The following is a 12,543-nucleotide window of genomic DNA, read 5'->3' as shown; positions in this document are numbered from 1 at the left end:
AGTTTCTATCGAGTGCCCCAGACCCGCAGCCTGCGATCGCTTCTCAACGACAACAGGATCAGTGCTTTAATCGTGAATTTATTGTCCTGAAACACTTTCCAGCTTTTTAGTTTTGTCAGTCAAGCAGCCTTTATTGGTTAAGGTAGAGGTATCGGATTGACACTTCACTTAGAGAAATCACCCTAATCAAGCCGCTAGAAATTTGCAGTTCCATCCCTATTTTCGTTATAATCCATATTCTTATCTTTCTTGTCAAACTTTATAATTTCGGGTTGTTTTTGCGTATCTTTTTTTTGAGAGTTCGAATTTTGTTTTTCGGATGGCTGGTTTTGATTTTGTTGGCTGTTAGACATGGATAAAAACTTAAAGAATGAAATCCCTTTAGAGTCTAACTCAAATGCAGAGCTAATTTATGATTATATCGTTAGCTCTATAGATATCCTCAGAAAAGGAATAGACTCACTAAATACAAAGCTGAGTGCATTAATCGGCTTTGATGCTCTTTTAATACGTTTTTCATCAGACTTGCCTAAACAGTGTTCGACAACGAAATGGTTTATTTTCAATAACTGCATAAATGAATATCTTTGTTCGTCACTGAGAACATTTAGTTGTGTATTTTTGCTCATTTCTATAATGTTAGGATTTTGGGGTTTTTCTCCTAAAAGTGGAGGTACGCTTGTGAAACCCGATGAGTTAATTGAGAAGTGCCTTCATGTTTCTAAGGAAGCATACTATCAAGCTCTTTTCGTGGAATCACAAGAAACATACAATGACTTTCTATCCATTAGAAAATCCAAGTCTAGACTACTGAAATGGGCTGTAGTCTTTTTAGGATTTGCCACCCTACTATCAGGCTTAGACATACTACTCGGCTTTTCTTGAGAATGTGAAATTGATGTAAATTTATTCGAACGAGCCAAATTTATTATTAGATGGGCACATCTCTATTAAGTCAAATAATAGGAGTGCTCCTCTTGCTAGATCTAAAGAGCGATCGCAGTTTGGACTGGGAACTCAAACGCTAATTATGGTTCTAAGTAAGTAGATGAGTTGCGATCGCTACCTCGTAAAGGGCGATCGGATGAGCATTCTTGCGGAGGGAACCTATGATTATGTCGTTGGATGGTAACGTCCGAAGAGAGAAAAAGGGTAGCCTGCAAGCAGACATAGCAAAAAAGATTTCATGAGGTGCTTGGTGATGACTGGTTTCTCACGCTGGACTGCAAAAAGTACAGCACTCTTGGCTTTGGGCTTGACAACTGTCGTAGCTGCGCCTGTGGTTGCACCCTTCGTCATGACAGCCCCAGCGAGTGCGGCTGAACTCTCTGATGTCCGCGACCATTGGGCTCGTCCGTTTATTGAAAAACTGGCTGACGAAAGCATCATTACTGGTTTCCCCGATGGCACCTACAAGCCAAACCAGCCAGTAACAAGGGCTCAATTCGCCGCGATCGTGCGGAAAGCCTTTAACAAAGATCGGATTCGTAGCTCCCGTGGCTTTGCAGATGTCTCCAGTAACTATTGGGCGGCTAGCGCGATCGATGCGGCTTACGAAACAGGTTTCCTTTCTGGATATCCCAACAATCAATTCCGTCCCGACGAGCAGATTCCTCGCGTACAAGTGTTAGTTTCCTTATCCAGTGGCCTCACCCTGAAAGCAGACCAAGCCACTGCCAGTACTCTGGGCATCTATGCAGATGCAAGACAAATCCCTACCTACGCTACCGAAGGAGTCGCAGCCGCCACCGAAGATAACATTGTGGTCAACTATCCCAATGTTAGTTACCTAAACCCAAATGATGTCACAACCAGAGCCGAAGTTGCCGCCTTTGTGTATCAGGCTTTAGTCAAATCGGGCAGACTCCAACCGTTAGCGACTCAGCTAGACGTGAATCGGTACATTGCTAAGAGCAATACCACTGGTACTACACCCACGGGTCAAACTCCAGTCAGTAACACACCAGCCGCTCAAAACCCAGAATTACGCATTGCTCAAGGCACCAAAGTAAACGTCAAGTATGAAGCTTCGGATAAAGTGGTAGTGGCTCCAGGCGAAAGCGTCAATATGACACTGGTGACTGCGAGTGACATTAAAAACTCTCAGGGTAAGGTGTTAGTGCCAGCCAACAGCCGTCTGGAAGGTCAGCTAATTCCTCGTTATAACGGCTCTACATTCCTGGGCACACAATTCGTCGCCCAGCGCTTATTGGTGGGCAGCCAAACCTACAGCAACCTCAATGTCACCTCTCCTTTAGTGACTGCCAAAGCCCCTGAGGAGGCGAAGCGCCAGAGCCTAGAAGATGCCGCTATTACCGCAGCTGCCCGGACGATCGCTGATACAGTCTTAGGGAGATCTGTGAAACCAGCAGATATCCTCACGACGATTTTGACGGGGAGAGTACCGGGTACCACCACGACAACCAACACTCAAAATCAGTTGGTGATTATTGATCCAGAAGCGGATCTACCACTGACGTTTGGTTCTGATTTTTATCTGAGTGCGATCGCGAGTTCTTAAAATCGTGAGTTCATCAATCTAAGTCAATCTAAGTCATTGGGGGCAAGTGCCCCCATTTTTTCTAGCTCAGCAATAATGCCACAGGGAAATGTTGCAGCACTTCCCCAACTAGTAACGTGCTATTCGCCTCTAGAGATTGAGCCGTCAGGGCATTTCGCCATCTAGTCGGGGCACCAGACGGCAACTCGATCGCTGTATCTTGCCAAACCTGTTGCGTCAGCGGATACTCACCGGGTTGAATCATCTCTGTTAAAAACCGAGGCGCGATCGCGATCGCCATTTGGTCTTGATACCGTCGAGCAAACGCCACTACATGATTCTGCCACTGCCCCGTTACCTTCAGCGGTAGATAATCTCCATCGCGGAATAGTTCAACCGCTTGGTTTCTAGCCTGTAACCCTTGAAAAGTCAGAAACAGCTTAATACGGCCATCTTCTTTAGAGTCTAACAACTCGGAAATTAGATCCGGAACATTAGTGGCAATTTTCTGCTTAAGATCTTCCAAATAAGCTTGGCGCTGCTCAAAGTTCACTGGACGGCGGTTATCCGGGTCCACCAAACTCAACTCCCAGAACTCCGTTCCTTGGTACAAGTCAGGGATACCTGGAGAAGCCAGTTTGAGCAAGGTTTGGGATAAGGAATTGAACATGCCATAGTAAGCCACTCGCTGCTGGAAGGGACGCAACTCTTTAAGAAAAGGATTGTCCTCCGCAGGTTGCAAAACCGAGTCTACAAACTGAGAAAAGGCATTTTCATATTCGGCATCTGGTCGCAGCCAAGCGGTATGAACTTTGGCTTCCCGTACCGCTTTAATCACATAGTCTTTTACCCGCCCTACAAACTGCTCAAACTCATCTGTTTGAAAAGGAAAAGCTCCCACCACAGTTTGGTAGAAGAAGTACTCATCATTGTCATCGGGCATGATCTCACGCTGACGGCGCACTTTCTGGGAGCGGTTCATCTGGCTCCAATGAGTCACTTGCTGCTCCCACTCGTCCGGGATTTCTGAGAGGACGTTTAGCCGCGCCCGCATATCTTCTCCACGCTTGGTGTCATGGGTAGCCGTGGCATTCATGGCATGGGGCCATTTGGCTTGCCGTTTTTGATTAAATTCGTGGAAAGCCTCTAAAGACAACCCAAAGTGGCTGGGGTCTCCACCGACTTCATTTAGGGAGACAAGGCGGTTATAGACATACAGAGTCGTATCTTCAACTCCTTTGGCCATCAAGGGGCCTGTGTACTGCTGCATCCGCATGACAAAGTACAGCCAATAATCTTTCTCCGCTTGGGTTAGGGAGTCTTCGTAATCTAAGAGCAACAGTTTTTCAATGAAGTTCAGCTCATTTTGCAGGAGTGGCACCCGCTCCTTGGCACTGTCAATCACTTCCGTAATATAGGGGCGATCGCGCTCAGAAAAGCCCTCCTGAGTCACATAGGTACGGTAAATGGGGAAGATGGTCAAGATTTCTGCCAACGCTCGCTTGAGACCGTTAATCGTGAAATCGTTGCCATAACGGTATTTACCTGAAATATTTTTCAGCAGCTGTGTTAAGTTCTCGATATCTCCCGCTAAGTTTTTCTCTAAAATCAGCCGCTTGTTTTCATTGACCAGATCAGCATAGGTAGACCTAAAACGAGTCAGCTTCGCGTAGATTTCATCAAATCTTGACTCGTTTTCAGCCTTGCAGAAAATTCCGCTGACATAATTCAAGTAGTCATACCCCGATGTCCCTTCAATCGGCCAATCACGGGGCAATTCCTCCCCTGACTCCAAAATCTTTTCTACAGTGATATAGGTATCACCTGTTTTTTCTCGGAGACGCTCTAAGTACTGGAGGGGATTATATAGACCATCAATATGGTCAATTCTCAACCCAGTAAACTTACCTTCTTCTACGAGCTTACAAATGAGATTATGAGTGTTATTGAATACTTTTAACTCTTCAACTCGAATGGAAATCAACTCATTGACTGTAAAAAATCGACGATAGTTAATCTCTTCCGCTCCCACTTTCCAGAACGAAAGCCTAAAGAACTGATCAGAAAGCAAACTGTCTAAAAGATTAAAGCTTTCCGGATTACCAGCTTCACCATTGAAATCTTGGATGTTTTGCTCAATGAACGCTTTTACTTCCTCATTACTGTTGTAAAGCTCCCACAGCAAACCTTTCACAAAAGCAATTTGATCTTGCCGCTGTTTACCCGTGGCTTCCAAAGGGACGTTTTTAAGTAGGTAAAGAATGCCAAGCAGCTTCACAAAATCGGGATTTTGTCTACCTAAAGCTCTAGTAAGCCGTCCCAGATTGTGGGTAATGAACTGGGCGTAGGATTCTAGCTTGAGGGGTATTTTTAAGCTGTAATAATTAACGCTTAATCCAGTTGCATCATAATCAAGCTGAATTTGCCCATTCTCTAGACAGCGCCCATAAAAATCTCCTAACAAGGGCGTTAAAATTCGGTCTTTATTCTCATCAAAAGGAAAGTTCCAGGCGATATCGAAATACTCTACATACTCCGATGTGGGGCCATTCTCCAGCACATCCATGAGGTAATGGTTTTCGCTGTCGTAAGCCATGTGGTTGGGCACAATGTCTTGCAGCCACCCCATGTTGTGCTGTTGCAGTTCTTGCACCAACGTTTCAAAAGCTTCAGTTGGACCTAACTCTGGGTTGAGTTGGCTGGGATCAACGACATCATACCCGTGAGAGCTGCCTGCTCTAGCCTTAAAGATAGGTGAGGCGTAGAGATCGGAGATACCAAGATTAGCCAGATAAGCTGTGATTTTTCTAGCATCTTCAAATCCAAAAGCGGAGTTGAATTGAATGCGATAAGTTGCGTTAGGAATCCGCATAGGAAGGTCTGGGCTCCTGAGTCAAAGAGGGGAGGGGAAGGATGAAGGATGAAATAGGAAGGATGAAGGAGGAGGGATGAAAAGGGAAGGATGAAATAGGAGGGATGAAAGGGGAAGGGGAGTGATCAGGCGATCGCTTGGTAGACGATGCAATTCCAGGGTTGGAAGGTGACTTGTTGATCAGCGGATAGGGTATCGGAGGCTGAGGGATTTGAGCCTTGCCATTTTGAGTCGGCTGAGTCCAAAATCTTATGCCAGTCCGCCGCAGGAACATCTGGTTGGCAAGTGATGGGTTGGTCGCTGAAGTTCATTAAAACGGCAATTTGCTCGGTGTCACTCCAGCGCCTGAGCACCAGCAAGTTGTCGATATTGGTAGCGCTGAGGCGATCGCGGCTGAGTTGAGCCAGAGCAGGGATCGTTTTCCGTAGTTGGATTAAATGCTTGTACCAATCCAACATGGTTTTGTTTTTGCCTGCGTTGCGCTTTTCCCAATTCAGCTTGCACTTGTTAAAAGTTTCCACGCCTTCGGGATCGTCCGGTTCTCCTTCGCAGTGGAAGGCGGCAAATTCCTGCTTACGGCCTTCTCGCACCGCTTTAATCAAGTCGGGATCGGAGTGGCTGACGAAGTAAACAAAAGGCGCTGGTTCGTCGTACTCCTCACCCATAAACAACAGAGGAATATAGGGAGAGAGGAGAACCGCAGCCGCAGTCAGTTTGGCAGCTTCGTAGGGGATCATGTGGGAGAGACGCTCACCCAACATGCGATTGCCAATTTGGTCGTGGTTTTGGCTGCAAATCACGAACTGAGAACAGGGGCGATCGGTAGCGACATTGCCATGAAAGCGGTGCCGATGGGGAGAATACTTCCAGTCGTAGACAAAAGTGTCGCTGTACGCTTTAGCGAGTTGTTCACATTCACCGAAGTCTTGGTAGTAGCCTTGGCGATCGCTACTTACTAAAGCATGAAGGGCATGGTGAAAGTCATCGCTCCATTGAGCATCCATGCCATAACCTCCCTGCTCCGCCGGACGAATCATCCGGGGATCGTTGAGGTCACTTTCGGCAATTAGGTACAATTGGCGACCTACTTGCTCGGATAGGGTAGCCACATTCTCATTCAGTTCTTGGAGGAAGTGCTTGGCACCAAGATCATAGATGGCATGAACCGCATCTAGGCGGAGGGCATCGATATGGTAGTCTCGCAGCCAATACAGGGTGTTCTCGATGAAGTAATTGCGCACGCCTGGACTGTAGGTGTCATCAAAGTTAATGGCACTGCCCCAAGGAGTCTGGTAGGTATCTGTAAAGTAAGGGCCAAAGCAGCTTGAATAGTTGCCTTCTGGGCCAAAGTGGTTGTAAACCACATCTAGCACTACCGCTAGCCCTTGTTGGTGACAAGCATCCACGAGTTTTTTCAAGCCTTTTGGGCCACCATAGGAATCTTGGACAGCATAGGGATAAACGCCGTCGTAGCCCCAGTTGCGATCGCCTGGAAACTGCGCCACTGGCATGATCTCGATCGCATTGATCCCCAAGTCTTTTAGGTCAGCTAACCGAGCGATCGCAGCTTCAAAGGTGCCTGCTTGAGTAAAGGTGCCGACATGCAATTCATACAGAATTATCGCCTCTAAAGGGATGCCATTCCAGTTGCCATCGCTCCAGTTAAATTGATGATCAACCACCTCAGAAGGGCCATGTACACCTTGAGGTTGCAAGTTAGAAGCAGGATCGGGACGAGCTTCTGTATCACCTACCTGATACTGATAAAGAGTCCCTGGATGCACGTCAGAAGCCACTATTCGCCAATATCCGCCTTCCTGTTGCTCCATCGCCATCTGTTGCTGTTTGGGAGAGAGCAATTGTAAGGAGACAGTAGTGGCAGTTGGTGCCCAGACGATAAATTCACACTGACCATTTCCTAAATATTGAGCGCCAAGTCTCACGCTAAATGTCCTCCCTGAAGACCGTAAAAAAGTAGCGCATGACTCCTTAAAGCCATGCGATCGCAGATGTTGAAAACATTCAAAAAACTAGCTCTTAGGAATTGTGATGGGAGAACTAAGGTTGGTGCTAGTACCGGAAGAGAGATCTTCGAGTTGTTATGGTTAGCACTTTATGAATGGGAACCGAGCCTTTGAGAGCGCTTGCCCCCAACCCCCGCTGAGGAACGGTCAACCACAGCAATTACTTTAGCTTGGGTTAAAACTTGCCGCATGGCTTCGTCATTCTCTTGCAGATTCGGCATCAAAGCGTTCCTTTAAGAGACAATTGAAGCCAGCGATCGCATCATATCCGCTCATATTGGCATGGAAAATTTGATTTCTCGTATGCAAACGGTGCAGTCTCCCATCATTCCAATTGTGGGGGAACTGATTCGCCAACATCCTGGCACGATCTCTCTAGGGCAAGGCGTGGTTTACTATGGGCCGCCACCAGAGGCGATCGCGCAGATTCCTCAGTTTTTGGCTGATCCGGCGAATCACTTGTACAAAGCGAATGAAGGGATTCCGCCGTTACTAGAGGCGATCGCAGGTAAGCTTCAGGGCTTTAATGGCATTGAGGTGAATCAGCAAAGTTCTGTGTTCGTAACCGCAGGCAGCAACATGGCGTTTATGCATGCCATTCTAGCCATTACCTCGGTAGGTGATGAAATTATTTTGCAAACACCTTATTACTTCAACCACGAGATGGCGATTACGATCGCAGGTTGTCGTCCTGTGTTTGTACCCACAGATGAGAATTACCAGTTGCGTCCAGAGGCGATCGCTCAAGCCATCACAGAGCGGACTCGTGCGGTGGTTACTATTTCTCCAAATAATCCCACGGGTGTGGTTTATCCAGAAGCAGCTTTACGAGCAGTGAATCAGCTCTGTCGCGATCGCGGTATCTATCACATCAGCGACGAAGCCTATGAGTACTTCACCTACAACGGCGTACCGCATATCTCTCCTGGCTCCTTTTTAGGCAGTAGCAGCCATACCATTTCTCTCTTTAGCCTCTCAAAAGCCTATGGTTTTGCTAGTTGGCGCATTGGCTACATGGTCATTCCAGACCATCTCTCGGTGCCGATCAAAAAGATTCAGGATACTATTCTGATCTGTCCACCTGTGATCTCCCAATACGCTGCTCTAGGAGCTTTACAGACAGGTTTCTCCTATTGCCAAGCATATCTTCCAGCGATCGCAGAAGTTCGCCACCTTGTTCTCAGCGCCCTCAAGCGGCTTAACGATGTATGTACCGTTGCACCTGCCGACGGAGCCTTCTACTTTTTCCTCAAAGTTCAGACTGAGATACCAGTGATGGAACTCATCGAACGGCTGATTCGCGAACATCAAGTAGCCGTCCTTCCGGGGGATACCTTTGGCATGACAACAGGCTGTTATCTCCGCGTGGGCTATGGCGCTTTGCAAAAGGAGACAGCCGCCGCCGGGATTGAGCGATTAGTAAAGGGTCTGCAAGCAATTTTGTCCTAGCGGCTTCCAGAAATATCTGTATCGAATACAACCTCCACCGCATCGTCATAACCCAACTGCAAACGCGCCTGAGCGCTGCCACCATTCACCGCCACTTCCACCCAGCCATGACTCCCCACCAACGCTAACAACTCTCCAGAAGGGCGATCGCTGTAGCTAGACACTGCCACAATTTCTCGGTCGCCTACCACCACCGTCCAAGCTTTTCCCATAACTGCACTCGCAGGAATATTGGTAATCAAATTGCCAAAGCGATCGCAATATTGCACACAACCCCAAATCCTGTTTCCTACTGACCGACAACTCGGAAACGGCAACTGCACCAAGCTTTGCAGATCAATGGCTGGCCCCAGCTCCTGCAACGCCACCCCCGATGCCAAATGCGCCGCCACAGGCGCAAAAATATCGCGACCATGAAACGTCGAACTGGGTTGCCCCGATCGCCAAAATTGAGCATTGGTCAACTCCACCGCCGCGATCGCCGTATGCCGACTCAACACCCCACCAAACAACCCATTATCTGGCCCCACCAAAAACCCCTCCTCCAGCCCAACCGCGATCGCCCGACGCACACTCCCCACCCCCGGATCAACCACCGCCACATGCACCGTCCCCAGCGGAAAATAAGGATAAGCATTCAGCAAACAAAACCGAGCCGCCACCACATCCTGAGGCGGAACCTCATGAGTCAAATCAATCACCCGCACCCCAGGACTAATCCCAGCAATCACCCCCTTCATCACCCCCACATAGACATCACTCAACCCAAAATCAGTTAAAAGAGTCACTAGATGTTGTGCCATATAGAAGTGTTGAGGAGAGGTAAGGGGGAGGGATGAGGGATGAAGGATGAGGGATGAAGGATGAGGGATGAAGGATGAGGGATGAAGGATGAGGAAAAAGGAGTTAGAAGTCGGAAGCCAGGAGTCAGCTAACAGCTAATCCAGGACTCGAAACACCCACAGTTAAACTCGTTTGGAGGGGGTCTGGGGGACGCAACCGTCCCTCAGCGGGGGTTTGGGGGCGAGTGCCCCCAAGGCTCGGATTTTTAGAGTCAATCAACCTCCGTTAAAGGATACTGCCGCCCATACTCATAAATCGCGATCGCCGCCGCAGTCTGCACATTCAAAGACTCCACCATACCAAACTGCGGAATCGCGATCGCCGCATCACAAAGACCCGCAATCTCCACCGGGATTCCAATCAGCTCCCGTCCCAACACCAACACCGATTGTTTAGGGTATGTAAACAACACCGAAACGATTTTGAAATTTTAGTAACAGACTTTACAGACTCTGAAGCAGAAATGCTAGGTTAGAATTTAGTAAAATGCATAAGTACCCAGAAAAAAAAGTCCGTCATGAACAGAAATCGCCAAGAAGCCATCACGCAAACCACTCAAGCTCATCGCGAAAACATGCGGAGAAACCTGCAACGCCGCCTAGAAGTTGCTAGAGCCAACGGTGACGAGAACTTAGTTCGGATGCTAGAAGCAGAAGCCAACTACCTCCGCTAAAGCTTGATTCACCAGGTTAGCAATTGAAAATTGATTGCAGAAATTGCAGAGCCCGCGATCGCCTCATTCAACTTTTCGATCGTCGGTTAACTCAGTTCCGACTACTATTGCTCAAAAGTTACTTCAGTCTCCTAAGAAAATCCCTCAAGAATTCAACCCGATGCATGGGAAATTCTTGAGGGATTTTTTTAGGAGTTAAAAATCAACCGCTCCTCAATACCACGGGGAGGATTTGCTTACTAGTTTATCCACCGATTTCGTAGCGTGATCAGGAGCTTTAAGTATTGACTTTAGATCTTAACCTTTTAGTTCCCGAATCTCCGAAATTAAACCGAAGGCAAAAACCTACGGCTAGTATAAAGGAGCGATCGCACCTGATTGCGCGTCTGAGTGCAAGTCATCGCTGCCGATTAGCCCTTAAAGTAAATGCTTATGAGAGCAGAACTCGTCAACTGGATTCTCTTTGCTGCTAAGGTTTTACACCGTAACAGTCATTGGATGGCTTGGAACTTATTTCTAGCCTTGATCCCTTTAGCGTTGAGCGTTTGGCTCTTCCGCAGAAATCGTTCAGCCTCACTGCTTTGGTGGGTTGGGTTAGTAGTATTTATCGCATTCCTGCCCAATGCTCCCTACGTTCTGACTGACATCATCCACCTGATTTACGACATTCGGGAAGGATTCTCGGAGTGGGTGGTTACATTGGTTTTGGTGCCACAGTATATCTTGTTCATCCTGGCGGGCTTCGGTGCTTATGTCCTGTCGCTGATTAACCTGGGCCACTACCTCAATCAACGGCAACGGCATCGCTACATACTTTGGGCTGAGCTACTTCTGCATGCGCTGAGTGCGATTGGCATCTATCTGGGGCGATTTCTGCGCTTTAACAGTTGGGACTTGGTAACTCGTCTCGATTCAATCGCAGGCACAGTGGTTGATGACTTAGCGGCCAAGCGTCCCGCCCTCGTGATGTTCGCTACATTCGTGATTATTACTGGCTTGTACTGGCTCATGAAAGAAGTAACCTTGGGCCTGATTTTGCGGTGGCGTTCTGCCAGGGTTCGATCCGTTTCGGAAGCCGACCAAGGCTTTAATTGAGTGAAACCTTAAGACGGATCAGGGGACGGCTCAGTGGATGGCTCAGTGGATGGCTCAGCCTGAGGCTCTAGGCGGGCATAATCTTGCACTGCTTTGACTAAATTTTCGGGGGTGCCGATGTCGAGGTAAACCCCCGTCTCAAATATCTCAGCTTCGACCCGCAACCCAGCTGTAATTCCCGCTTGAATCACATCTCCGATCGCGAGTTCCCGGGATGGTCGCGCTAGCTCTGGAGTAGAGGTGTGGGCTGCTTCAATGGCAATCAAATGCTCATGTAAAAACTGGGTAAAAGTTGGGTTCCACACTGCGATCGCCCACATATATTTCAACTCGGTTTGGCTCGGTTTCTCCATAATCAGATGCACTCGGCCAGCCAAGTCAAAATCTACCATGCCCGCCTTTTGAGGCTGATCGGTGGGGAATAAGCCCAAAACTACATCGGCTTGAGTTTGGGCTTGTCGCTGCAACAAGTGAGTAAACGCATCTTCAGGCCAAAAGAGGATATCTGGGAAGCCCAAAGCTACGATCGCATGTTGAACAAAGGGGTAAGCTTGGTCAAGGGTGTAGGGCACGCCATAGGGCAACCCCATGATTAAGTAGCCTAAGTGCATGGGCAGCGCCGAACCATCGCCAAAATAGGCAGGGATATCCCACTTACCAGGCCGCAGAATGAAATAAGTTTGGGTGATGCCCGCTCGCTGCAATCGCTCCAGCAGATATTGACTCACGACTTTAGGTCGCAAACTTTGCCCAGATGCCACCGCTTGAAACCCAATCGGGTATAACTCTTTACTCAGAGGCAGCGGTGCGATCCGAGTTGCCTGACCAGCTGCGGGTAATAGCCCAATGACGGGGAGGGAAGATCGGGTCTCAGAGAGGATAGAGGGGGGAGCAGTGGGATCAGAGGATGGCATGACTTTCAGATACGCAGTTGTAGCAACAGGTGTTGACGTTAAAAGTTAGGATACCAACCGCGATCGCCCCGTTTATGGATTTCCTCACAGGTTCGGTTGCCAGCCAAGCTCTTTTGCTCTAGCAGTATCCGAATGTGGGCATTCTGTAAGGTAAAGAAGTTTACCTACTTCAA

The 12,543-nt window shown here is 48.1% G+C and carries 10 protein-coding genes; 5 read left to right on the top strand and 5 right to left on the bottom strand.

Going from position 1 to position 12,543, the window contains the following annotated elements:
- Nucleotides 1–351 precede the first annotated feature (351 nt).
- Together KME12_13410 and KME12_13405 are read left to right on the top strand one after the other, a co-directional pair.
- Nucleotides 352–885 carry a hypothetical protein gene (locus KME12_13410; protein MBW4488778.1) on the top strand — a complete coding sequence of 178 codons (534 nt, stop codon included), beginning with the start codon at nt 352–354 and terminating at the stop codon, nt 883–885.
- Between the two features lie 316 nt (nt 886–1,201).
- Nucleotides 1,202–2,521 (top strand): S-layer homology domain-containing protein, encoded by a 1,320-nt coding sequence (locus tag KME12_13405; protein MBW4488777.1) that lies wholly within the window; start codon nt 1,202–1,204, stop codon nt 2,519–2,521.
- A 61-nt stretch (nt 2,522–2,582) separates the two neighbouring features.
- Here the strand turns inward: KME12_13405 and treY are convergent, their stop codons facing one another.
- Nucleotides 2,583–5,372: a malto-oligosyltrehalose synthase gene (gene treY, locus KME12_13400; protein ID MBW4488776.1), complete on the bottom strand. Its 2,790-nt coding sequence runs from the start codon at nt 5,370–5,372 to the stop codon at nt 2,583–2,585.
- Between the two features lie 125 nt (nt 5,373–5,497).
- Entirely contained in the window at nt 5,498–7,315 is a 1,818-nt protein-coding gene (gene treZ / locus KME12_13395; GenBank protein ID MBW4488775.1) for a malto-oligosyltrehalose trehalohydrolase, read from the bottom strand.
- A gap of 363 nt (nt 7,316–7,678) precedes the next feature.
- Here treZ and KME12_13390 point away from each other — a divergent pair, with 363 nt between their 5' ends.
- On the top strand, nt 7,679–8,845 hold the full coding sequence (locus KME12_13390) for a pyridoxal phosphate-dependent aminotransferase (protein ID MBW4488774.1): 1,167 nt from the start codon (nt 7,679–7,681) through the stop codon (nt 8,843–8,845).
- Here the strand turns inward: KME12_13390 and KME12_13385 are convergent.
- Together KME12_13385 and KME12_13380 are read right to left on the bottom strand one after the other, a co-directional pair.
- Nucleotides 8,842–9,648, bottom strand: coding sequence for an SAM-dependent chlorinase/fluorinase (locus KME12_13385; protein ID MBW4488773.1), 807 nt, complete (start codon nt 9,646–9,648; stop codon nt 8,842–8,844). The two genes, KME12_13390 and KME12_13385, sit on opposite strands and share 4 nt — an antisense overlap.
- Before the next feature lie 251 nt (nt 9,649–9,899).
- Nucleotides 9,900–10,100 (bottom strand): hypothetical protein, encoded by a 201-nt coding sequence (locus KME12_13380; GenBank protein ID MBW4488772.1) that lies wholly within the window; start codon nt 10,098–10,100, stop codon nt 9,900–9,902.
- 105 nt (nt 10,101–10,205) lie between these two features.
- Here KME12_13380 and KME12_13375 point away from each other — a divergent pair, with 105 nt between their 5' ends.
- Both KME12_13375 and KME12_13370 read left to right on the top strand, forming a co-directional pair.
- The gene (locus KME12_13375; protein ID MBW4488771.1) at nt 10,206–10,361 is read left to right on the top strand and encodes a hypothetical protein; all 156 of its coding nucleotides are present in this window, start codon (nt 10,206–10,208) and stop codon (nt 10,359–10,361) included.
- A gap of 432 nt (nt 10,362–10,793) precedes the next feature.
- The gene (locus KME12_13370; GenBank protein MBW4488770.1) at nt 10,794–11,456 is read left to right on the top strand and encodes a DUF1361 domain-containing protein; all 663 of its coding nucleotides are present in this window, start codon (nt 10,794–10,796) and stop codon (nt 11,454–11,456) included.
- An 8-nt stretch (nt 11,457–11,464) separates the two neighbouring features.
- Here KME12_13370 and KME12_13365 read toward each other — a convergent pair whose 3' ends face one another.
- Nucleotides 11,465–12,370 carry a dTDP-glucose pyrophosphorylase gene (locus KME12_13365; protein MBW4488769.1) on the bottom strand — a complete coding sequence of 302 codons (906 nt, stop codon included), beginning with the start codon at nt 12,368–12,370 and terminating at the stop codon, nt 11,465–11,467.
- Between the last annotated feature and the right edge of the window lie 173 nt (nt 12,371–12,543).

This window comes from Trichocoleus desertorum ATA4-8-CV12, assembly GCA_019358975.1.
In the GTDB taxonomy this organism is placed as follows: domain Bacteria; phylum Cyanobacteriota; class Cyanobacteriia; order FACHB-46; family FACHB-46; genus Trichocoleus; species Trichocoleus desertorum_A.
Note: the sequence above shows the minus strand (reverse complement) of the source record. Positions and strands in the feature narration are given on the sequence as shown.